16 protein-coding genes and 1 tRNA gene are annotated in these 22,771 nt (G+C 70.5%); 6 read left to right on the top strand and 11 right to left on the bottom strand.

Annotation, left to right across the window (positions count from 1 at the left end; all coding sequences use genetic code 11):
- Positions 1-381: 381 nt before the first annotated feature.
- Entirely contained in the window at positions 382-1,323 is a 942-nt protein-coding gene (locus tag ACIBI5_RS08570) for a hypothetical protein (RefSeq protein ID WP_397244611.1), read from the bottom strand.
- Positions 1,308-1,673: a hypothetical protein gene (locus ACIBI5_RS08575; RefSeq protein ID WP_397244613.1), complete on the bottom strand. Its 366-nt coding sequence runs from the start codon at positions 1,671-1,673 to the stop codon at positions 1,308-1,310. Before ACIBI5_RS08575 ends, ACIBI5_RS08570 begins: the two co-directional genes overlap by 16 nt.
- 131 nt (positions 1,674-1,804) lie before the next feature.
- Between ACIBI5_RS08575 and ACIBI5_RS08580 the strand changes: the two genes are divergently transcribed.
- The 3 genes from ACIBI5_RS08580 to ACIBI5_RS08590 are packed head-to-tail and all read left to right on the top strand — an operon-like array spanning position 1,805 to position 5,686.
- The gene (locus tag ACIBI5_RS08580; protein ID WP_397244615.1) at positions 1,805-2,614 is read left to right on the top strand and encodes an ABC transporter ATP-binding protein; all 810 of its coding nucleotides are present in this window, start codon (positions 1,805-1,807) and stop codon (positions 2,612-2,614) included.
- A gap of 10 nt (positions 2,615-2,624) precedes the next feature.
- On the top strand, positions 2,625-3,617 hold the full coding sequence (locus ACIBI5_RS08585) for an ABC transporter substrate-binding protein (protein WP_397244617.1): 993 nt from the start codon (positions 2,625-2,627) through the stop codon (positions 3,615-3,617).
- A complete protein-coding gene (locus ACIBI5_RS08590; protein ID WP_397244619.1) occupies positions 3,614-5,686 on the top strand; it encodes an iron ABC transporter permease in 2,073 nt (690 codons plus the stop codon). The genes ACIBI5_RS08585 and ACIBI5_RS08590 overlap by 4 nt, the downstream gene beginning before the upstream one ends.
- On the opposite strand, the gene ACIBI5_RS08595 is transcribed toward ACIBI5_RS08590, so the two are convergent.
- From ACIBI5_RS08595 to ACIBI5_RS08610, 4 genes are all read right to left on the bottom strand, one after another.
- Complete coding sequence (locus ACIBI5_RS08595) at positions 5,683-6,597, bottom strand: DUF2332 domain-containing protein (RefSeq protein WP_397244621.1); 915 nt, start codon at positions 6,595-6,597, stop codon at positions 5,683-5,685. The two genes, ACIBI5_RS08590 and ACIBI5_RS08595, sit on opposite strands and share 4 nt — an antisense overlap.
- 139 nt (positions 6,598-6,736) lie before the next feature.
- Positions 6,737-7,990, bottom strand: coding sequence for a lamin tail domain-containing protein (locus ACIBI5_RS08600; protein WP_397244623.1), 1,254 nt, complete (start codon positions 7,988-7,990; stop codon positions 6,737-6,739).
- Between the two features lie 66 nt (positions 7,991-8,056).
- Positions 8,057-9,391: a VWA domain-containing protein gene (locus tag ACIBI5_RS08605; RefSeq protein ID WP_397244625.1), complete on the bottom strand. Its 1,335-nt coding sequence runs from the start codon at positions 9,389-9,391 to the stop codon at positions 8,057-8,059.
- Complete coding sequence (locus ACIBI5_RS08610; RefSeq protein ID WP_397244627.1) at positions 9,391-10,221, bottom strand: AAA family ATPase; 831 nt, start codon at positions 10,219-10,221, stop codon at positions 9,391-9,393. The genes ACIBI5_RS08605 and ACIBI5_RS08610 overlap by 1 nt, the downstream gene beginning before the upstream one ends.
- A gap of 104 nt (positions 10,222-10,325) precedes the next feature.
- On the opposite strand from ACIBI5_RS08610, the gene ACIBI5_RS08615 reads away from it, so the two are divergent.
- Positions 10,326-10,399: transfer RNA gene (locus ACIBI5_RS08615), tRNA-Lys, on the top strand.
- Between the two features lie 774 nt (positions 10,400-11,173).
- Here the strand turns inward: ACIBI5_RS08615 and ACIBI5_RS08620 are convergent.
- From ACIBI5_RS08620 to ACIBI5_RS08630, 3 genes are all read right to left on the bottom strand, one after another.
- Positions 11,174-11,935 (bottom strand): hypothetical protein, encoded by a 762-nt coding sequence (locus tag ACIBI5_RS08620; protein ID WP_397244629.1) that lies wholly within the window; start codon positions 11,933-11,935, stop codon positions 11,174-11,176.
- A gap of 547 nt (positions 11,936-12,482) precedes the next feature.
- Positions 12,483-15,533: an AAA domain-containing protein gene (locus tag ACIBI5_RS08625; RefSeq protein ID WP_397244631.1), complete on the bottom strand. Its 3,051-nt coding sequence runs from the start codon at positions 15,531-15,533 to the stop codon at positions 12,483-12,485.
- 85 nt (positions 15,534-15,618) lie between these two features.
- Positions 15,619-19,044 carry a trypsin-like peptidase domain-containing protein gene (locus ACIBI5_RS08630; protein WP_397244633.1) on the bottom strand — a complete coding sequence of 1,142 codons (3,426 nt, stop codon included), beginning with the start codon at positions 19,042-19,044 and terminating at the stop codon, positions 15,619-15,621.
- Positions 19,045-19,087: 43 nt separating this feature from the next.
- On the opposite strand from ACIBI5_RS08630, the gene ACIBI5_RS08635 reads away from it, so the two are divergent.
- Together ACIBI5_RS08635 and ACIBI5_RS08640 are read left to right on the top strand one after the other, a co-directional pair.
- A complete protein-coding gene (locus ACIBI5_RS08635) occupies positions 19,088-19,408 on the top strand; it encodes a CU044_2847 family protein (RefSeq protein WP_397244635.1) in 321 nt (106 codons plus the stop codon).
- Between the two features lie 54 nt (positions 19,409-19,462).
- Positions 19,463-20,686, top strand: coding sequence for an MFS transporter (locus tag ACIBI5_RS08640; RefSeq protein WP_397244637.1), 1,224 nt, complete (start codon positions 19,463-19,465; stop codon positions 20,684-20,686).
- Here the strand turns inward: ACIBI5_RS08640 and ACIBI5_RS08645 are convergent.
- Both ACIBI5_RS08645 and ACIBI5_RS08650 read right to left on the bottom strand, forming a co-directional pair.
- Positions 20,683-21,444: an NAD(P)-binding domain-containing protein gene (locus tag ACIBI5_RS08645; protein ID WP_397244639.1), complete on the bottom strand. Its 762-nt coding sequence runs from the start codon at positions 21,442-21,444 to the stop codon at positions 20,683-20,685. The two genes, ACIBI5_RS08640 and ACIBI5_RS08645, sit on opposite strands and share 4 nt — an antisense overlap.
- Before the next feature lie 36 nt (positions 21,445-21,480).
- On the bottom strand, positions 21,481-22,674 hold the full coding sequence (locus ACIBI5_RS08650) for an ROK family protein (protein ID WP_397244641.1): 1,194 nt from the start codon (positions 22,672-22,674) through the stop codon (positions 21,481-21,483).
- Positions 22,675-22,771 lie beyond the last annotated feature (97 nt).

The following is a 22,771-nucleotide window of genomic DNA, read 5'->3' on the forward strand; positions in this document are numbered from 1 at the left end:
CGGGTGCCCCTGAGCACGGATCGGGCCCCGACAACCGTCCCGGAGTTCTGACCGCAATCCGGAGCCCGGCTGGTCGAGCCGGGGATCCGGCGGGCGTCCCAGATCACGGGTCGGGCCCCGGCAACCGTCCGGGGGATTCGGCGGAGTGCCGGGGGCCGGCTGGGTGTGTTGGGGATCCGGTGGTTAGCGGGGTTCAGCAGGTCGTGCCGAGGGTGGTGCCGGAATTTCGGGGGTGGGGGTTCAGGGGCGCGGGCGGGCCGGGTCAGGGGGTGAGGTGGAAGGCGGCGCTGGCTCTGACCACGCCGTTGACCATGATCTCCAGCGTGCGCGGCCCCGGAGGCTCCACGCGGGTGGTCACTGGCCGGAACGAGTGGGACCTGGTCAGGAGAAGGCCTCCCCCGCCACCCCGGCCACCCGCTCGCCCAGGTGGAACACCCGCCGCGACCCCTCACGGCACACCGCGTAGCGCAACACCACAGGTCCGGGCTCAGAGGCCGTGACCACCACGGTGAACGGCAGCTTCTCCCCCACCGCCACCTGCCCGGCCGCCAGCGTCAGCGACTCCACCGCGCCCCCGCCCGCCCGAGCCCCGACCAGCCCCAACGCCTCGGGATGCCCTTCACGCAACAACCCCCGTACGGCATGCCGCACCACCTTCTCCACATACGACCCGCCCGAAGCCCGCCACCCGGCCAGCAACGCGATCGCCGCCTCCGGATGCCCCTTCGTGAAGTCGTTGACATGGTTGGCCACGGACCGGCGCACGTACTCGCTCGGGTCGTCGCGCAGCCGGTTGAGGATCGGCAGCGTCGGCCCCGGCTCCATCAGCCAGCTCACCCGCGTGGCCCAGGGCAGTCGCGGCCGGGTGCCCTCGGAGGCCAGGCGGCGCAGGTGCTCGTCGGCCGAGTCCGCCCAGCCGTACATGATCTCCAGGGTGGCCCGCCCGTGACGTTCCAGGAAGGGGCGCACGGCGAACTCGGCGGTGGCGTGCGGCGTGATCGCGGCCAGCGTCTCCATCGCGACGTCGAGGTGGCCGAGCCCGTGGAGCGCGACGTAGTCGGTGGCGGGCCAGCCGCTCCACATGTCGAGCTTGGGCGCGCCGGCCCGCAGGGCGGCGGCCACGGAGGGGAACGGCAGGCCGGCGACCAGGCCGAGCGTGCTCGCGACGTGCCGCACGCGGTCCTTGAGCTCCAGCGGGCCGAGGCCGGAGACGGCCTCGTGGACGAAGCGCTCGCGCGCGAAGCCGGGCAGCGAGGCGGCGAGACCGTCGGCGAGGACCCCGACGGAGGCGGCGTTGACGAGCTCTTTCAGGGGTTGGGCCACAGTTCCACACCGTGCCACATGGCACCGACAGTTCTGGCTCGCTCCTGCAGGAACTCCTGCTCGGCGGCGTTGTCGCTGAGCTCCGGCGCGGCGGCCGGGCCCTCGACCGTGGCCAGGGCCACCGCCCGGTTGAGCGCGACCACGGGTGACGGCCAGATCCGCTGCAGCTCGCCGTACAGGATGAGGATCCGCGGCCAGACCGTCACGGTGCCGCCCGCCGCTGTGAGTCCTGTCTCACTGCCGCCCACACGCGGCTCGTAGTCGATCTTCCACAGCCGGCCGTCCGCGCGGACGGTGATGGCCTCCCGGACCTCTTCCGGCGAGCCCTCCAGCTCGCCCTGCCAGCGCACCTCATGGCTCTGGACATGATCGGTCTCCTTCGTCGTCCGGTGCTTTACCCATCCGACAAACGAGGCGAGCGGAAATCGACAGCTGGTCACAAAGGATTGACTTTAAGCAAGGGTAGCCTAACCTTATGCCCGTGACAGGGAAGATCTCGCTGGCCGGAGCCGATCTCCGCCTCAGCTACCACGGTACGTGCGTGGTCGAAGAGGGCCGTATCGACCTCCGCCCCGGCCAGGTGACCGCTCTGGTCGGTCCGAACGGCAGCGGCAAGTCCACGCTTCTGCGCGCGCTGGCCAGGCTGCACCGTCCCGAAGCGGGCACGGTGACGTTCGGCGACGGCGGGTCCGCACTGGACCTGTCGCCCCGCGACTTCGCCCGCCGCGTCACGCTGCTCGCGCAGAGCCGCCCCACCCCGAGCGGGGTGCAGGTCAGCGACGTGGTCGGCTACGGCCGCCACCCGTACCGGGGCCGCTGGAAGGCCGGCGACCCCGACGGCGCCGCCGCCGTCGCCCGCGCGATGACGCTCACCGGCGTCGCCGCGATGGCCGAACGCCCGGTGGACGAGCTGTCCGGCGGCGAGCTCCAGCGCGTGTGGCTGGCCACCTGCCTGGCGCAGGACACCGCCGTCCTGCTGCTGGACGAGCCCACCACGTTCCTCGACCTGCGCTACCAGGTCGAGTTGCTGGAGCTCGTCCGCGACCTGGCCGACGAGCACGACGTCGCCATCGGCATCGTGCTCCACGACCTCAACCAGGCGGCCGAGATCGCCGACCGCATCGTGCTGCTGCACGGCGGCAGGGTCCGGGCCGACGGCCCGCCCGCCGGGGTGCTCACCGAAGAGCTCCTCACCGACGCCTACGGCATCCGCATCGACGTCACGCAAGACCCCCAGACGGGCACGGTGCGCACCCGGCCGATCGGCCGGCACCTGCCCGTCGCGACCTGACAGGAAAGACATGCTCCCCCTGCGCACGGCCCTCGCGGCCCTGGCCGCGATCGCCGCTCTCAGCGCCTGCGGCACCACCGAGACCCCCGCCCCCGCCGCGTCCTCCACCTCCGGAGGTACGGCTCCCGCCACCGCCACCCCGGTCACCGTGACCGACGCGCGGGGCAAGCCGATCACCCTTGAGCGCGCGGCCAGCAGAGTCGTCAGCCTCGAATGGGGCGAGACCGAGATGCTGGCCAGCCTCGGCGTGATGCCGGTCGGCGCCGCCGACGTCAAGGGCTACGCCACCTGGGTGACCGCCGCCCCGCTCGACGCGTCGGTCAAGGACGTGGGCCTGCGTACCGAGCCGAGCGTCGACTCCATCGCCTCCCTCCAGCCCGACCTCGTCGTCATGGAGACCGACGACGAGGGCCTGGTGGCCCAGGTGGAGAAGATCGCACCGGTGCTGGTCTTCAAGGGCAGCGACGCGACGGGCAACTTCCAGCGCATGCGCGAGGAGTTCAAGACGCTCGCCACCGCGGTCGGCAAGACGGCGGAGGCGGACAAGGCGCTGTCGGACTTCGACGCCGCCCTGGCCGACGGCAAGCAGAAGCTGGCCGCCGCCGGCGTCGCGGGCAAGCCGTTCGCCATGGCCGACGGGTGGAAGGAAGGCAGCACGATCTCCGTCCGCCTGTTCGGCAAGGGCGCGCTGGTCTCCGACGTGGCCGAGGGGCTCGGGCTCAAGAACGCCTGGACCGGCAAGGTCGACAAGGTCTGGGGCCTCGGCAACACCGACGTCGAGGGCCTGACCGCGCTCAAGGACGCCGACACCCGCTTCTTCTACAGCGCCTCCGACGGCGTCGACGTCTTCGCCGACGGCCTGGCCTCGAACGCCATCTGGAAGTCGCTGCCGTTCGTGAAGAAGCAGGGCGTCACCAAGCTGCCCGACGGCATCTGGACCTTCGGTGGCCCGGCGTCGTGCAAGCAGTACGCGGAGGCGCTCGTCAAGGCCCTCACCGCTTGAGCACGCTCACGTCCGTCGAGGTCCCGATCACGCCGCTGAGGCGGGTCGGGACCGCGGGGGTCTTCCTCCTCGCGCTGGCGGCGCTCGTGCTGGTCTCGGCCGTGCACATCACCCAGGGCACCTCGTCGGTCGGCGCCATGGACGTGTTGTCCGGCGTCTTCGGCGGCAGCGACGAGGCGGTCAGGGTACTGCTGGCCTCCCGGCTGCCCCGGCTGCTCGCCGGGGTCGCGGTCGGCGTCGCGCTCGGCGCGGCGGGCTCACTGCTGCAGTCGGTCGCCCGCAACCCGATGGCCTCGCCGGACACGCTCGCCGTCAGCAACGGCGCCTACCTGACCGTCGCCACGGCGGCCGCGTTCGGCCTCTCGCTGCCGGTCGTGCTCTCCGGCGGCCTCGCCTTCTTCGGCGGGCTGGCCGCCGCCGCGCTGGTGCTGGCGTTGTCGGCGGGCGGGCGTACTGGCACCACCCGGCTCATCCTGGCCGGTTCCGCCACCGCGCTGGCGCTCGGTTCACTCACCAACCTCGTCATGATCCTCTTCCAGGAGGGCACGACCGGTCTGTACGCCTGGGGCAGCGGCTCGCTGGTCCAGAGCGACCTGGACGCGGTCACCCAGCTCGGCCCGGTCATCCTGGCCTGCCTGCTGGCCGCCATGGCCGCCGGTCCCAAGCTGGACATCCTCGGCCTGGGCGACGACACCGCCTCCGTGCTCGGCGTCAACGTGCGCAGGCTGCGCCTCGTCCTGACGTTGCTGGCCGTGGTGCTGGCGGCGGCGGCCGTGACGATCGCCGGTCCCATCGGCTTCGTCGGCCTCTGCGCGCCGGTGATCGTTCGGCTGCTGCCCAGGTCGATCCCCGGCCTGCACCGCAACCGCTCGTTGCTGCCGCTGTCCGCGCTGGCCGGGGCGCTCATCGTGCTCGGCTCCGACATCCTGCTGCGGGCCGTGCTCGGCGCGCAGGCCGGGGTGGACGTGCCGCCCGGCGTGGTCACGACGCTGCTGGGCGCGGTGGTCATGATCTGGCTGGCCCGCCGCTACCGCGACGCCGGTCCCACCCGGCAGCCGCCCGCCGTACGCACGGTCGTCGGCCGTTCCCGCGTCGCCTTCCTCGTCGTCGTCGCGATCTGCCTCGCGCTCCTGACCGGGGCCGCGGTGCTCGGCATGCTGGGCGGCGACACGTGGCTGCTCACCGGGGACGTGGCCAACTGGCTGCAGGGCCGTACCGGACGGGCCCTCACCTACGTGCTCGACCAGCGCTACCCGCGCGTGCTCGCCGCGTTGCTGGCCGGAGCGGCGCTCGCCGTGGCCGGCACCGCCGTGCAGGCGGTCTGCCGCAACCCGCTCGCCGAGCCCGGCGTGCTCGGCGTGACCACGGGCGCGGGAGTGGGCGCGATCGCCCTGCTGACGACGGTTCCGATGGCGGGCATCTGGGCGATGACGGGGGCGGCGGGCGCGGGCGCGCTGGTCGCGTTCGGCCTGGTCTACCTGCTGTCGTGGCGCGGCGGCCTGAACTCCGACCGGCTCGTCCTCATCGGCGTCGCCGTCCAGGCGGCCTGCACGGCGATGACCGTCCTGATCATCGTCAAGTCGGACCCCTGGAACACCGCGAAGGCCCTGACCTGGCTGTCCGGCTCCACCTACGGCAGGATGCCGATCCAGCTGATCCCGGTCGCGCTGGCGCTGGTGGTGTCCGTCCCGCTGATCGCCTGGCTCCGCCGCGACCTGGACCTGCTCGCGCTCAACGAGGACACGCCGCGCGTGCTCGGCGTCCCCCTTGAGCCGGTACGGCTGGCCGCCCTGGCCGCCTCCGTCGTGCTGACCGCGACGGCGGTGTCGGCCGTCGGCGTGGTCGGATTCGTCGGCCTGGTCGCCCCGCACGCCGCGCGGGCCCTGGTCGGCGCCAAGCACGCGCGTGTGCTCCCGGTCGCCGCGCTGCTGGGCGCGCTCCTGGTCAGCCTGGCCGACACCCTGGGCCGCACGGTCATCGCCCCCGCCCAGGTTCCGGCCGGGCTGGTGACGGCGCTGATCGGCACGCCGTACTTCGTCTGGCTCCTGTGGCGCTCACGCGCCCGCTAGAGCCACTCCAGGAACTGGCCGTGCGGGCCCGTGCGCGCCACGGGCTCGCCGTCCAGCGCCAGCGTGAATCCCTCCCGCCCCGGCTCCGCCTCGTTGGAGATCCAGCGCACCGGCAGCCGCCGCATCGTGCGCGCGAACCGCTCACGGTCCTCCCGCGCGAGGTACCAGAGCACGGCGCTGTGGAAGACCACCGTGGTCGCCCCTGACGGCGCCCGCGCGACGAGCTCCTCGATGTGCTCGTTGAGGTCGCCGCGCACGATCAGGGGCCGCGGCTCGGCCCGCGCCAGGTCGAGCGCGGCGCGCAGCCGCGCGAGCCGCTCGTGCTGCTCGGGCCAGACGAGCGCCTCCAGCCAGCGGGTCTGCTCTGGGTCCGTGATGTCGATCGGGTTGAGGTCGATCCCGGCCCGCCAGGCCACGTCCGGCATCCGTTGCGGAAGCGGTCCTCCGGTACGGCAGGCCAGCGTCACCGGGCTCGCGGGCCCGAAGGGCGGATGACCGGAATACTCGTATCGGTATTTATCCGGAAAAAGGCAGAGCCCTGCCGACGCCCCGACCTCGATCAGCGCCAGCGGCTGCGGCAGCCGGGCCAGCAACGGCAGCAGGCTCGCGCACCGGCCCGGCTCGTTGGTCTGGGTGCTGTGGGCCAGCATGACGGCCGCCACCTCGCCCCAGCGGGCGGCGGCCCATTCCCTCAGCCCGCCGTCGACCGGGCCGCCGAGGAAACGGATCGCGGCGAACAGCAGGTTGGGCTGCCGTTTCGGCTCGGGCAGCGCGTCCAGCAGGGCCAGGAAGGCGGTGTCCCCGGCGATCTCCTCACAGCGTGCGGCGTAGGCGGGCGAGTTCCCCTTCGCCTCCGACCGGCCGAAGCTCAGGTAGCGCTCGGCGGTCGTGGACTCCGACATTCCGATCATCCGTCATTGGTACCACTTGGCCGGTTATGGGGGCCGTTGCGGTGGTGCGTGTGTCCGACGTGAGAAGCGACCCCCACGATCGGCCCCCGCCCGCGTCGGCGGGTGGGGGTGGGGCGGCTGGGCCGTGACGTAGGGGGGATTATCGCCCGAAGCAGATCGTACGGCCGGACAGCACCGCCTCGGGTTTGTAGGAGACCTGGTCGACCAGCGCGCCCGCGCCGTCGGTGAGGACCAGCGCGTCGCCCGCGTTGCCGAGCTGGAGCGCGCCGCTCAGCGTCACCTGGTGGACGTCGCCGCCGCCCAGCGTGCCGGACAGGGCGTGGCGGCCGCCCGCGGCGTCGAGCAGCGCCCAGTCCTGCAGGTTGACCGGGCTCGGCGTCGTGTTGATCAGCGTGACGCGCTCGCGGCCTCCGTCGGGGCCCACCGGGTCGGGGAGCGCGGCCACGATGAGGACGTCGCCGATCGCCGCGGGCCTCGGGTGGACGGGCGCGCCGGGCGGGGCCGGGTCGGGGCTGATGATGAAGTCCTCGGGCCAGGCGGTGAGCTGGATCTCGTTCCCGGCCGCGCGTACGACGTCGTGCATATTGCCGTACTCGCCCTTCTGCAGCAGGAAGAGCTGGTCGTCGCGGTTGACCGGGTCTTCACGCAGCCACGCGTCGAAGCCGTCGAACGTCGTGCGGCCCGAGGCCAGATAGGGGACGAGCCGGCGAAACAGCTTGGGCCAGATCACCGCCTGCTGCAAGGCCTGGAGGTCGGCGATCTTGGCGGTGCCGTCGGGGTCGCCGGTGGCTCTGGGCCAGATGCCCGCGTTGCCGTCGCGGGCGGTACGCGAGGCCGTGGCCAGGTGCTCGCGCAGGCTCGCGGCCAGGGTGGCGTAGAAGGCCGGGTAGGCCAGGCCGTTCTTGAGCAGGGCGGCGTTGACGGAACGGTCCACACCGGCCTCGTCCAGGAACACCGCCGAGCCGTCCGCGCCCGGATGCTCGCCGGTGAAGGCGAAGGCGATCAGGCGGCCGTTGCCGTCGATGCCGTTCGACAGCACGTGGCCGCGGATCGTGTCCTGGTCGGCCGACTGGACCTTGTTCGGCAGGTCGGGGAAGTAGACGACGTTGGTGAAGCCGAGCAGGCGCAGCAGTTCGTCGCGGGCGGCGTTGGCTCCTAGCAGCTCCTGGTGGGTGTCGCCGAAGTGCGTCTCCAGGGCGTCGATCGCCTCCAGGCGGGTGGAGATGCCGCGGCCGTTGATCTTCGGGGGCGTTCCCGTGGGGCGGGGCAGGCCCTCGACCAGCGCGGGGGCGTCCGGCTTGAACTTGACCGTGTCGCCGTCCGGTTCCGGCCCCTGGCGGGGAAGATCGGGGTAGCGGATGACGAACTCGCCTTTGAGCAGGGTGTAGCTCATGGTGCCCCCTCGACGGGACTGGGTGTCTGACGGGAACGTAACCCAGCCCCGGGCCCATGTCTCGAATTATGCGAGGGTCTCGATGAATGCTGTCAGTTGTTGGACATTTCGACATTCATGCATGGGGATCACCGTGGCGTAGGAGGAGGCGATCGAGTCGCCGGTGTCCCATTGGGCCGTGGGCTCGGGATTGAGCCAGTACGCGTGGCGGGCCCTGGCGGTCAGCGCCTTCAGCGTGTCCAAGGCCGGGGGCTGGTAGTTGCTGCGGGCGTCGCCGAGGATGAGCAAGGACGTCCTGGGTCCTACGGCGTCGCCGTACCGCTCCGCGAAGCCCTCGAAGGCGTGGCCGTAGTTGGTGCGCCCGAACCTGATCATGTCGGACTCGTTGGCCAGCGTGGTCATCGCCTCGACCACGTCCGCGCCGGGGACGAAGAACCTGGTGATCTCGTCCACCCGGTCCACGAAGCCGAACGCGCGTACCTTCGTGAACTGCTCCCTCAGCGCGTAGGTGAGCAACAGCGTGAAATGTGCGAACGACGCCACCGAGTCGCTGGTGTCGCACAACACCACCAGCTCGGGGCGGTGCGGCCGGGGCGGCTTGAACACCGTGGTCAGCGGCACCCCGCCGCTCTGCAGCGAGGCCCGGACGGTCCGGCGGAAGTCCAGGCGCCCCCGGCGACCGCGCCGGTGCTTGATCGTGAGGCGCGCCGCCAGCCTGCGGGCCAGCGGATACACCTCCCTGCGCAGCCGTGCCAGGTCCGCCTTGGTGACGCGCAGGAAGTCGATCTGGTCGAGCGGCGGCTTCACGGTGGAGCGGGCGATGCGCTCGACGCCGGAGTCCTCGGCGATGCGGCGCCGGACGTCCGCCGCCACCGCGTCCTGAAATCGCGCGATATTGGCGTTCACCCGCTGCCGGGCCGTCTTCTCGGCGAGCCCGCCGCGTTCCTGACCGGCCAGGACCTCCCGGAGGATGCGCGCCATGAGCGTCTCCGGCGACAGGGCGCGCAGGACGCTGTAGCTGAACCAGTTCTGCCGCCCCGGTCCGGCGGCCTGGCGTCCGAACCGCTCGACCATGGCGCGGGCGAACTCCGCCATCTCCGCGTCGCCGGAGTCGACCAGCAGGCCGGCCAGCCGTTCGCGAGGATCGCCGTCCTGATCAGCCGGGACGTGCAGCCCGCTGATCACCGGCGGAAACCACAGGTCGAACAGCACGTCGAACCCGGCCCGATACCCCGGCTTCTTGATCAGCGTGGTCGCGTAGGCGGCCCGCAGCGCCTCCCGCTGCGACAGATCGATCACCCGCAACGCGCGCGCGGCATCCAGCCCCTCGGCCAGCGACACCGGCACCCCCGCCTCGCGCAACGCGTGCACGAACCCGACATGCCTGTCGACCAGCGACATCAGAGCCCGAGTTCCTTGACCGCCCGCACATGGTCGGAGTTGTGTTTGAGCACCACCCCGAGCGTGGCGGCGACGGTCTCCTCATCCAGTTCGTCCCGCCCGAGCGCCAGCAGCGTCCGCGCCCAGTCCACCGTCTCCGCCACCGACGGCGCCTTCTTCAGCTCCAACGCCCTCAGCGTGGCCACGGTCCGCGCCAGCTGCTCCGCCAGATCCGCCCGGATGGACGGAACCTGGCTGAGCACGATGTCCCGTTCCCGCTCCGGGGTCGGATAGGCGATGTGCAGATAGAGACACCGCCGCTTGAGCGCCTCGGACAGCTCACGCGTCGCGTTCGAGGTCAGCACCACGTACGGCCGGCGGACCGCCGCGATCGTCCCCAGCTCCGGAATCGTCACCTGAAAATCCGACAACAACTCCAGCAGCAGGCCCTCGACCTCGACATCCGCCTTGTCCATCTCATCGATGAGCAGCACCGTGGGCTCGCTCGCCCGGATCGCCCTGAGCAACGGCCGCTCCAGCAGGAACTCCTCGCCGAAGATGTCCTCATCGGTGCTGGTCGCCTGAATCCTGAGCAGCTGCTTCTTGTAGTTCCACTCGTACAGCGCCCGAGCCTCATCCAGCCCCTCGTAGCACTGCAACCTGATCAACGTCGCCCCGGTCGCCTCCGCCACGGCTTTGGCCAGCTGGGTCTTCCCCACCCCCGCCGGTCCTTCTGCGAGCAGCGGCTTGCCGAGAGCGGCGGCCAGGTAGACGGAGGTGGCTATGGAATCGTCGGAGAGGTAGCTGGCGGCGGCGAGCCGCACGGACACATCGGCGGGCGAGTCGAACATAGCGCTCCTGTCGAGGCGGGTAGGCCGAACTTTATTCTAATCGTTGAGGCCGCCCGGTATCGATTCGCGCTTGGTGGGGAGGACCGGTATATTCCTCTCTGCAAGCGCCGCTAGCTCAGTTGGTTAGAGCAGCTGACTCTTAATCAGCGGGTCCGGGGTTCGAGTCCCTGGCGGCGCACCTGCACAGAAACCCCAGCTCAGTACCCTGAGCTGGGGTTTCTCAGTTCTAGGAGAGCCTCGAACCGTCTCTGGTGAGACCGAGGCGCGGCATCGGTTGCTCGCGGGGACTCTCCGGCACGTGGCCCGGGGGCCCCGTCGTCCGGTTTGGCCCCGCACGTCAACTCAGACGCCCAGGACGGCCAAGGTATCGCCACGCCGAAAGACCTCTGCGGGCGCCCATGTCCAAGATTCGCTTGCTCGCATTCCAAGTGACGCTGAGATTGCCTGCTGAGCAGAAGCCGGTCGTTCATGGTGACTGCCGTCCTGGCCCGCATCCGGATGGCACCTGGGCTTCGCTGACGCGCACCTGCGTGCACGAGCGCGTGGTCTCTAAATGGAAACCGAAAGGTCAATATCAAGTGTGTGACGCGACCGATTGTTCTGGAAGGCTCTCAACCAGCGGCGCGGCTGCGCGCACATGTCACCGCTTGGTCATGTCGAAGCCTCTCATGTCCTCCTGCCCAAGAACCGCAGGCCTGTCATCACCCTGGAACTGCGACGAGCCTGTGGAGCGCAAATACTCGGCCTCGCATCGGGTGGCTAGGCGGAAGAACCACGAGCGGACATACTGGTCCAGGTCGCTGAAAGCACAAGGGATCAGCGCGGCGGCCTGCAATGACAGTAGAAGCTGGTTCAATCAGTCGTCGCAGAAATCTGCAGCGATCAGCGGCCACCGTCGAGGCACGCCACCGACTCGTGACTTCGGCCCTGGTCTTCACCTCCGGGAACACCGCTAATGCTTCGGGAAGTTTATGGCGGTCGTCTGGGTGGGGGGCGGGGGCTTGATGGTCAGCTTTGTGCCCCAGCCCGAGTATCGGATGTCTTCGGCGAAGCCAAACCATCCCTGCCCGTTAGTAGCGCCCTTGAGCGAGCTTTGGTCAGACTCTCGCCACGTGACCCAGGCGCGGCGTACGAGACCATCCTTGCCAATCCACAGGCGCCATTCGATCGGCCATGAGCTGCTTTCGTCTTCACGTTTCGGCCGCAGTTCCGGCCGGACTTCCCACAGCTGCCGAAACGTCATCACCCCCTGGTGGAGGGTCGTGGACACACTGTCATAGGTACCGGAGGGTCGCTCCGACGTCGCGGTGGACAGCACGGCGGCGAGCACGGCCGGCTTGTCCAGACGGAGATCGCCCGCCCCCAGACGCAGATCACACTTCCATGGATAGGTGACCCATTTCTTGCCCTTGGGGTCATTTCCCCATGGCTTGTACTGCCATATGCGTTTGCCGATGCAGATGTCGCGGACGCCTTGCATCTGATGGTCCACCAGGTCGGTCGCCATCACCTTGCCATCGCCGAACCCGACAACACCCTTGGTGGGCTTGAAACGGCGCCATCCATCGCCATTGTTGGATGTGTTGTATACGACTACCCGCACACCACGGCCTTTGACCAGCTGGTGCTGGATCGCAGCAACCGGATCGCCAACCGCAGCCACACTGGAAGCGGGTGCGCCTGGCAGGGCGAATCCGGCCAACGCGAGGGCCATGACCGGTGTCCATCGCCTCATCAGGGGACATTCTCCCTAAGGGTTGAGGGCGGCACTTCCGCCGCCTAAGCCGAAGCGACCAGCGTCGCACGGGTAGGTCACGCCGTGATCACAGCACCGCCTGGTCCTCCAGCAAGAAAAGGCAATCGCATTTGGCGTGCGCTTTCTACGGGACTACAGGCAAGGCGAGGAATTGATAGATGATAAAGATGCCCAAGACGCCTGTGAGAACATGCAGCCAAATCGACTTCGCCGAAGCCAGCACAGCACAGCACCCAGAGTTGGAACACAAGTAAGGAAGAGAACTACGTACCTTGCTGCCGTCAAACCGCGTCCGGGTCGATCGCGGCAGGATATCTGTCGATACCTGCAGGCGAGGTTGAGGCCACCAGAGCCGCGCAATCATGCCATTAGTGTGGTTACTCTTCGGCCGTCGGCACGCCGAAACCATTCGCGGCATTCTGAAAGCGACATTGATTGATGCAGCGATACAAAGGCAACATATTGAGCAACCCCAGCTCAGTACCCTGAGCTGGGGTTTCTTTGTTCATGCCGGTGGGAGCCATCGTCGCACCAGGTCACGGGGGATGGTGGCGTCGACGTGCCACAGCTTGCGGGCCGGGTCCCATTTGGCGCGTGCCCCGGCGTCTCGGGCCAGCTGTTTGAGTTCGTCCTTCTCCTGGCGGGAAACGTCGAGATAGAGGCGTCCGTCGGACACGATGCCCGGGGCGATTCGGTCGTCGTCGGGGGGCTTCGGGGTTGGTGGTGGCCAGGGGCGGGCCGGGCGCTCCATGCGGGCGCGTTCGACGATGTTCCGGACTCGCTGGCAGCAGGTCGGGTCGGTGATCCGCATCATCAGCTCCGTGGGGCCGATGTTGGCCAGGAGATTGAGGGAGCCGTGCCACAGCACGGTCTCGTCGAGGATGAGCACCTTCTCGTGCATACGCTCGCGCAGCGTCACCTGGCACCCGGCGGCGCGCAGTTCGCCGACGAGGTCGTCCCGGCGCGAATCCTGCGACTGGTCGCGGGTGTGGACGGTGACGCCGACACCGGCCTGTACGCGGGGGACGAGGTGACGCAGCCAGGTCCGGACCGGGGCCGGGTCGAGGAAGGCGCAGTAGATCTCGATGGATCGTTCGGCACGGGCGATGTCCCAGGCGACGGCGCGTGGCACCTCGTCGGCGGGGAAGAACGCGGGCCGGGCCAGCTCTTCAGCGGGTAGCCCCGCCAGGTCGGCCGCGCTGCGGAACGGCACGAGGTCGTCCACCGGCAGCCGTTGGGCGTGCCGTTCCAGGTGATCGAGCATGCGGGCGGCTTCGCCGGCCGGGTTGAGCTTGGCGTGGAGGAACCCTGTGTCGGCGACCACGACGAGGTGGTCCTGCGCCCGGCTGAGGGCGACGTTGAGCAGGCGGCAGGTGGAGGAGGAGAGGCCGAGTCCCTCGTAGAAGTAGCCGGCCTTGCTTCCCCCGCCGGCGACGGTGTCGATGATCACAAGCGGGCGCTGGCTGCCCTGGAAACGGTGGACGGTGTCGACCAGCCCGTCGTACTGCTGGCCGAAACGGTAGGTCAGGCTGGCTTGGAGCGCTTTCACCTGCGCCTTGTACGGGGCGATCACGGCCACCCGGCTCGTGGGCCGCTCGTCGGCGGACAGGTCCGTCCATTTGCGGGCCGGCAGGATCCGGTCGTACTGCAGGCCGCGGATGAGTTCGTGGATGACCGCCTCGTGCACGGAGTTGGTGGTGTGCGCGCCGGCGCGGTACTCGGGGTTGGGCAGGCGGCGGGTGGTGGTGTCGATGAGGATGAGCGGCCCGCCCAGGAGCGGGGAGTCGGGAAGGCGGCCGCGATCTGCCCGGCCGGTGCGGAGCGGTGAGTCCGGGTACGCCACGGTGTTCACGATCTCGCAGATCGGCCGGCGCATCCGGTATTGCGTGTCCAGGCAGACCATGCGGGGATCGGCGCGCTGGGCCGTACCGGAGAGGTCGACGAGCCCGGCCAGGCTGAACGGATCGCGGTCCATCCACAGCCGGGCATGCTCCTGATCGCCGGGCGCGGCGTCGCGGTCCGAGGAGGCCTTGGTGACCGCGGGCAGTTGCCGGAAGTCGCCGGCGAGGATGAGCCGGCGGGTGGCGAGCCCCGCCGCGCACCACGCCGAGGGGGTGTTGACCATCCCGGCCTCGTCGATGATGACGACGTCGATCGTGTCCATGAGTTTGCGCGACTGCACCGCCTTGGCCACGGTGGTGCCCATGATCCGGCAGTTCGCGCGGACCACGTCAGCGATCTTCCGGAGCTCCTTCTGGAGCCGCGACAGCTGCTGCTGCGCCTGGTCGACGGCGTGCTGGAGCGGGCCACGGGGCGGGATCGCGCGCAGGCGTGCGCGCAGGGCGAGCGTTTCGGTCTCGGCCCTGGCCGCCTCGGCCGCGTGGTGTTGCCGGGCGTCATGAGCGGCGCGGAGTTGCCGGTCGAGGGCGGTCAGCTCGTGCCGGGCCTCCCACAGCATCCGGCCCAGGTGGTCGAGCTTGTCCTGCTTCCGCTTGGCGAAGAGACCGGAGGGCGTGCCGAGGTTGTGGATCTCGCGGTCGATGTCGCCGATCGCGGCCTGCCGTAGCCGGATCTGCTGCTGCAGGGAGCCGGCGTGGCGATCGGCCTCGTCACGCCGGGCGCGGAGGTCCGCGAGCCGGGTCTCCGCCTCCGCCGCCTCGACGTGTACGGCGAGATCCCGGCGCGCCGCCTCAAGGCGCTCACGGATGCCGGTGATCTGCGCGGTGAGCGCGGTGGACAGCCGTTGCGTGACCCGGATCGGGTCGATCTTGTCGCCGAACGCGTCCGCCAGTGACGCCAGCTCGATCTCCCCCGCACGTTGCACGAGCCCCGCGTCGAAACCCTCCTCGCCCGACAGCAGGGCGCAGATCCGTTCCAGCGCCTGGTCGACGGCCACCTTCGTCGGCGCCACGAACAGCACCCGCAGCCCCTGCCGGTAGCAGCCTTCGGCGATACAGCCGACCACGTCGGTCTTTCCGGTGCCCGGCGGGCCCCAGATGAAGGTCAGGTCGCTGCCGAGCGCCTGCTCGACCGCTCGTCGCTGCTGGTCGTTGAGCGCGCGCTCCCGGTACCCGCGGACGAAGCGCTCAGGTGTCGCGCAGCGGTCGATCCGCGGGCGCCCCTGGCCGGTCAGCCAGCCCGTGGTGGTCAGGTTGACCGGGGAGTCGCTCCCGGCGGCCGACTCGAGCCTCTCGGCGACGGCTTCCCATCCGGCCGTCTCGTCCTCGCGTACCTGCACGTTGCCCGGCTGTTCACCGAGGTCGGCCACGGTACGGACCCTGACCCTGCCATCCGGCATACGCTGAACCTCGGCGGGCTCCCAGGCACCACGAGAACGGGACAGGCGGATCAGCTGCCGCTCCCCGGCGAATCTGTCCTTCCACGCCTTGCAGGAGAACAGGTACTCGTGCCGCTCTCCGTGCTTTCCGATCCTGCGGCCGGCCGACAGGGACAGCTTCTCCCCGTCGCCGTCTCCACGCAGCTCAGCGGCGACCTCCAGGCGTACGGCTCGCAAAAGCTCTTCCACGGGGAACGGCTTGCGCTGCGGACCTGTCATCGTGCTCCCGGGGTGAGGAGATCAAGATGGCCGTGCGGATCAGGACCTTACCCATGCCGGGCCCGGCACGCACTCGACCATATGTTCAGGGGCAGAGCGGGTCGGTGTGGGCGCCGTCCGGCACCAGCTTCTTGATCTCGTCGGACTCGGCGGCCAGCTCTCCGTACACCCGGCACAGGTGAGCCAGCTCCGCCTCGACGCCGGGCGAGGGGACCTCGACGGCCTGCGCCGCCATCGCGGCGAGCAGGTCGGCGGCGCTCCGCCCGCCCGAGGGAAGCAGGAGCCCGATCTGGTCCGCGGCGACCAGGGCGAAACCGTCGTCGCCGACCGGGAGCAGGGTCCGCCACGCCATGGGCAGGTGGAGCTGCCCGCCCCGCTGCCCGCCGGGAATCGACCAGCGCGTCACCCGCTGCGCGTCGCTCAACTGGGCGGCGAAGGCCTGCATGTCCTCCAGCGACAGGCTGCTCGGCTGGGCGACCGGGAAGTCGAGCCAGGTGTTGTGGAAGGTGGATCCGGTGGCGTCGAAGGCGGGCGAGCCGACCGACTCCGAGAGGCTCATGTCGTCCAGCCGGGCGATCTGCCGGCCCGTCCCGGTGTCCCAGATCAGGAAGGCCGGCTGCTTCTCACGCTCCTCGAACGCCGCCACCCGGCGTCCGTCCGCGCTCATCGTGACGATGGAGCTCGCCAGGCTCTCGTGCAGCACGGTGGTGGTGCCGTCGGAGGCCAGGCGGAGCAGCCGGTGGCCGGTCGCGTTCTGCTTCCCAGCCTTCGCGTCGGCGGAAAAGACCAGCTGTCCGAGTACGGCCCCGCCGGAGATGAGCCGGAAGAACGAGATCGAGTCGTTGGGGCCCACCTCCAGCGGCACCGCGGGCAGCGCCTTGCCGCCGGAGAGGTCCCAGCGCATCACGCTGCTCTTCCCCGCCCTGGCCGCGACCAGCCCGACGCTCTTTCCCCCCGGATCGACGGAGAGCGGTCCCGGCACGACGTCGCCGGGCAGGACGAGGGCGAAGGCGGTGGCCCTGCGGGCGAGGTCGGTGACCACCAGGCAGACGCGCACCACGGTGAAGGCTTCATGCGCGGTGGGCGAGTCGGGCACCTTGATCACGCATCTCCCGTCGGGCGCCCTGCCGTACGGCGTGACCGTGATTCTGGCGGTGTAGGTGGCGGCGGCGTAGCGGCCGTCGGCGCTGAGGGCGATGTGGTTCGCGCTGTCACCGCCCTCGTCGGGGAGCGTCACCGGGTACGCGGTGCCGTTGCCGAGCTGCCACAGGACGACTCTGCTGTCCGGAGAGCGGGTGAGCAGCGCCCGGCCGTCTGTACTGACTTTTCCGGACAAGCTGCCGCCGGGGCGGGCCTCCCCCTTGAAGGAGACGAGGCCGACCGAGGTGTCGGGGATGATCCGGGCCAGCGGCAGGGCGTCGCCGTACAGCTCGTGGATCTTCTTGCGGGTGTCGGGGGTGTCGCGTGTCCTGTGGGCGCGGATGGCCAGCTGGGCCGCGCCGTAGGGGTCCGTGGCGGCTCGCTGCGTGGCCCTTTCGAGCAGAGTCTGCGCGGCGTTGGCGGAGACCGCGCCGCTGAGCGGGATCCAGACGGCGAGCCCGGCCGCCACCACCACGGCCAGGCCGGCCGCGCGCCGCCGTCTGACGGATCGGCGCCGCCGTACGCTGAGGCCGATGAACTCCCGCTCCTCCTCGCTCAGATCGTCGGGCCGCTCCTTGAGGCGGCGCAACGCGTCGCCGAGGTCCGCGCCGGCGAGCAACCTGGCGGGGAGGCGGTCGTGCTGCCGCCAGAGCGCGACCCGCCGGCGCAGTGATTCCTGCCAGAGCCGGAATTCGCGGGCTTGACCGGCGAGTTCCCGCAGCCGGGTCCAGCGCGTGACCAGCGCCTCGTGGACGAGGTCCGCGCGGCGTCCCTCCTCCACGACGACCAGGCGGGAGACGGCCAGGCGTTGCGCGAGCGCCCACTGGGCCGCGTCGAGTTGCTCGCGCGGCGCGCTGCGCCGGGTGATCTCCTGGCCCTCCGGGTCCGGGCGGGTCAGCTGGATGAGCAGGCGCTCGGCGTCCCGCTGTTCGCCCGCGGTCAGTTCCCCCCAGACCTGCTCGGCGAAGCGGTTCAGGCCTTCGCGAACGCCGCCGATCTCTTCGTAGGCCTGGTGCGTCAGCTTCCCGCCCGACTGGCGTTCCCAGAGCTGGGCCAGGGTGAACTGCAGCAGCGGGAGCCGTCCCGGCCCCACCCCGAGGTCGTCCAGGAGCCGGACGGCGAGGCCCCGCTCATAGTCCACCAGCGGGATCCGCGTGATCGGTTCGAGCACCGCGTCACGCAGGCCGCTGGTGGAGAGCTCGCCCACGTTGATGGTGCGCTCCCCAGCCGCGAGCGGTGCGAGCTCCGCGTCGCGCAGGATGGGCGTCAGGTAGTCGGTCCGTAGCGCGGCCAGCACCCCGAGCGCGGAGTTCGGCCGCTCGGCGTGGAGCAGGGCTCGGGCGAAGGCCGTACGCTGCTCCTGCGGTGCGGAGAGCACCTCTTCGAGCTGGTCGACGACCAGGATGAGCCGGGACGCGCCGAGCTGGTCGAGAACCGCGCTGACCAGCTCCGGCATGGCGCCCTGCTCCAGGTGCCCGGCGAGCTCGTCGGCCCTGGTGAGGCGGTCGGCCGGGTCTCCACTGGTCAGCGCGAGGGCGAGCGCGTGCAGCGGGCTCCGTCCCTGTCCGGGCCGGAAGAGGGCGACCGCCAGGCCTTGGAGGCGCGGGATCACGCCCGCCTGGATGATCGAGGACTTGCCCACGCCGGACGGCCCGGTGACCGTCACGACCGGCCGTTCCGCGACGAGCCGGGAGATCCGGCCGACCTCGTCCGAGCGGCCGAAGAAGCTGGCGGTGTGCTCGGGCCCGAACGGCAGCAGTCCGCGGAAGGGCGTGAGCGGACGTACGGCGTCGCGTAACCCCGGCCAGGCCTCCAGCAGCCTGGCGGTGGGGATGAGGTAGCCGCTGCGCCGGCCGCCCGTCCACGCCGCGACCACCATGCCGACGACGTCGCCGCGATCGAGGTGCCAGGCGGGAGTGCCGGAGAACCCGCCTTCTATGGGGAACCGGCTGCCGTCCTCGACGTCGACCTGGAGCCAGCCTTGCGCCTGGGGGCCGCGGAGCACGCCCACGCTCCACACCCCCTGCTCCTTGCCGTCGGGAAAGCCGAGCATGGCGACCCGCTCGTCGAAGGAGGCGTGGTCGACGAGGGGCGCGGGCGCCACGTCCACGTTCCGGCCGAGGCGGAGGACGGCGACGTCGCGTTCCCCGTCCCAGAGCATGATCTCGGCATCGAGCCGGGCGCCACCGGGCAGGAAGGCCACCGGGACGCGGCCCTCCGGCGGGAGATCGACCTCGAACTCGAGACCGGCGGCGAGACTCACCACGTGGGCCGCGGTGATCAGATGCTCGCCGGTCACGGGGAAGGCCGCCCCCACCGGCCGCCCATCCCGATCCAGCACACCGGCCACGCTCGGGGCGCTCGTCCGCATGCGAACCACGCTAAGCCCAAACGGCTTGCCGTACGCTCCCTTCGTGACCTACGTGGAGATACCGCTGGACGGCGGCGGCAGACTGGTCGTCGAGGTCGAGCCCGGGGAAGCCGAGGAGATCCAGCGGGCGGGTCGCGCCGGTCGTGCCCTCCGCCAGGCCGGCAGCACCCTGCAGGCGGCGATCACCAGCGTGACCCCGGCCGTGGAGAGCATCGCGCGCAAGCTGCGCGACATCGAGAACCCGCCGGACCGGCTGGAGCTCACCTTCGGCATCAAGATCTCCGGCGAGGCCGACGTGGCCATCGCCAAGACCTCCTCAGAGGCGCAGTTCCAGGTCGTCCTCGAATGGGGACCGGCCGACTGACCCAGAAAAAACACATTGCCGCAGGTAGGCAATGAAAAGTATGGTCTTACGCTCGTGATCAGAGTAGTGGAACGGGTGCTGCCGGCCCGGCTGGGGACAGGGTTCCGATGGTTGCTCGCGTCGAGCTGGCTGACGAATCTCGGCGACGGCCTCGCCGCGGCCGCCGGTCCGCTGCTGATCGCGACGTTGACCCGCGATCCGCTGATGATCTCACTGTCGGCGCTGGTGGGCTGGGCCCCGCAACTGCTCTTCAGCCTCTACGCCGGAGTGCTGTCGGACCGGTATGACCGGCGCCGGATCGTGATCGTCGCCAACCTGGCCCGCGCGGTGGTGCTCGCGGTGCTCGTCGCGCTCCTGGCCACCGGCACGGTGACGGTGGTGACGGCGCTGATCATGCTGACGCTCAGGGCCGTCGCCGAGGTGTTCGCCGACAACGCGACCGCCACGCTGACCCCGACGATGGTCGACCGGGACGATCTCGTGGTCGCCAACGCCCGCCTGGGCACCGGGTTCATCACGCTCAACCAGCTCGCCGGGCCGCCGATCGGCGCGGCGCTGTTCGCCGTGGGCTACACCTGGCCGTTCGCCAGCCAGCTGCTGCTGGTGCTGGCGGGAGTCCTGCTGGTCAGCCGGATCAGCCTGCCGCCCCACGGCCGGCAGGCCGGAGACCCCAAGCCGGACACGATTCGGGAGCTCGTCGCCGGGTTCCGATGGACCATCGAGCACGCGGCGGTACGCACGCTGGCGCTCACCATCCTGATCTTCAACTTCACGTTCGGCGCCGCCTGGTCGGTGCTCGTCCTGTACGCCCAGGACCAGCTCGGCCTCGGCGACATCGGCTTCGGCCTGATGAGCACCATCAGCGGGATCGGCGGGCTCATCGGCACCGCGCTGTACGGCACCATCACCCGCAGGGTCAGCCTCGGCGCGCTGATGCGGATCGGGCTCATCATCGAGACCCTCACGCACCTGGGGCTGGCCCTGACCCATTCGCCGTGGGTGGCCGGGGGCATCTTCCTGGTCTTCGGCGCGCACGCCTTCATCTGGGGCACCACCTCGGTCACCATCCGCCAGCGGGCGGTCCCGCGTGAGCTGCAGGGCCGGGTGGGCGCCGTCAACACCATCTGCGTCTTCGGCGGCCTGGTGGTCGGTTCCCTGATCGGCGGCATCCTGGCCACCGGCTTCGGGGTGGCGGCGCCGTTCTGGTTCGCCTTCGCCGGCTCCGCGGTGTTCGTGGTGCTGCTGTGGCGCCAGCTCCTGCACATCGCCCACGACTAGGGCTGCCGGAGACGGGCGAGCAGATCGTCGAGGACCTCGCCGAGAGCCGCGGAGTTGGCTTCGGTGAACCAGGTGGTGCGGACGCGTTCGTTGCTCCCGTTCGGGGTCTCGTGGTCGGCCGCGAGCTGACGCAGGGAGCGGGCCTCGTCGCTCAGGCTGCGTCCGACGCCCTGGAAGAGACTGCGGACGTAGCGGTCAGCGACCTCGTCGGGCACGCCGTGGCCGACGGCCCACGACGTGAGCGTGGCGAGGTAGGAGTAGTGGGTGGTCAGCGTCCCCGTCAGGGCGGAGAAGACGTTGAAGGCCGCCTCGTCCTCGACCGGGAGCGCGCCGCCCAGTCGCTCGAACAGCGCGTCCACCTCCGGGTGCGACGGGCACGTCACCGTCACGGAGTCGCGGTCGCGTACGGGCGGCAGCGGGATGGCCCGCACCACGGGGACGTCGGTGCCGAGCATCCGGCGCAGCTCGTCGACGCCGACGCCGGCCATCAGGCTGACCACGATCGTGCCCGCGTCCACCCGCAGGCCGGCCAGCGCCTCCTGCCGGTCGTAGGGGCGTACGGCGATGACGACCAGCTCGGAGCGGTCCACCACGGCCTGGTTGTCATCGCACACGTGCACGTTGTCGTAGGCCGCCGACAGCTCCGCGGCCGTGTGTGCTCCCCGGGGAGAAAGGAACACGTCGGGAGCCCACTCGGACAGGCCCACCACGATGGCCCGGCCGATCTCGCCCACGCCGATGATCCCGATGCGCTTCATGGTGTCTTCCTTACCGGACAGGGTCGGTGAAGGACACTACCAGCGCCACGGCGGCACGTCGGTGCTGGACAGGGCCTCTCCTCCGGCGGCCACGGCGTAGAGCTGTTCCAGCACGGTGTTGGCGGCGAGCCCGGCGGCGCCGGTGATCGATCCGTTCTCCTTCAGAGTCGAGGGGACGATCGGCGGCGCCGGCCGTACCGTGCAGAGCTCGTCGACGTGGCGTCGCAGCGGCTCCAGAAAGGTGTCGCCTGCCCGTGCGTTGCCGCCGCCGACCACCACGACCTCGGGGTCGACGGCCAGCACGAGCGCGGCGATGCCGATCGCGATGACGGCGCTGAAGCGGTCGACCGCCCGCACGGCGTCCTGGTCGCCCTCGGCCGCGGCGGCGAAGACCTCTTCGCGGTTGATCCGGCGTCCGTCGGCGAGCCGTACTTCGTGCAGGTGCTCCTGGGCGTGCTCCCAGCCGAGCTGCGGGAGCGCGCCTATCTCGCCCGCGGCGCCGTTCGCGCCGCGGAAGACGGTCCCATTGAGGACGAGCCCGGCCCCGGTGCGATTGCCCGAGTGCACGTAGATCATCGAGCTCGCCTCGGTGGCACTGCCCTTCCAGGCTTCGGCGAACGCGGCCAGGTTGGAGTCGTTGTCCACCGCGATCGGGCATTCGAAGTGTGGCTCCAGGGCCGCGCGCACGCTGAAGCCGCCCCAGCCCTCGGCGCCCTTGGTGATGATGTCCCGGTACACCACAGCGGGTACGGCGACGCCGATCGCCCACACATCGGGCCGGGCCCGCCCCTGCTCGGCGAGAAGGCGGTCCACCACCCCGAGCGCGTCGGCCATCAGCGCGCCGGGCGGGTCAGCGGCGGAGGCCGCGACCGATCCGCTGGTCAGCACCTCGCCGTTGAGGTCGGCGAGTTCGGCCCTGGTGGTGTGCCGGCCGATGTCGATGCCGACCACGACCGCCGCCTCGGCTCGGAAGCGGTAGCGGGTGGCCGGGCGGCCGGCGCCGGTGGGCGCGAGCGGTTCCACCTGCCCGGCCCAGCCGAGCGTGACCAGGTTGGCCACCACGGAGTCGGCGGCGGTCTTCGACAGCCCGGTGACCTGGGCGATCGTCGGGATGGTGAGGGGCTCCTGCCGGATGGCCTCGATCACGGCCAGCGAGTTGAGCCGGCGCAGCCGGGCCAGTCCGCCGGCACGGCGCAGGGGGCTCTCCTCGCGTCCGATCAGCACACTCATACCTCTAAATCCTCCCGCACGACGTAGGCCACGGCGACCCCTTCCATTAATACACACACTGTCTTTATTATCTCACCTCATACCTGGTTCGCCGAGC

This window comes from Nonomuraea sp. NPDC050540 (assembly GCF_044457485.1).
Classification (GTDB): Bacteria; Actinomycetota; Actinomycetes; order Streptosporangiales; family Streptosporangiaceae; genus Nonomuraea.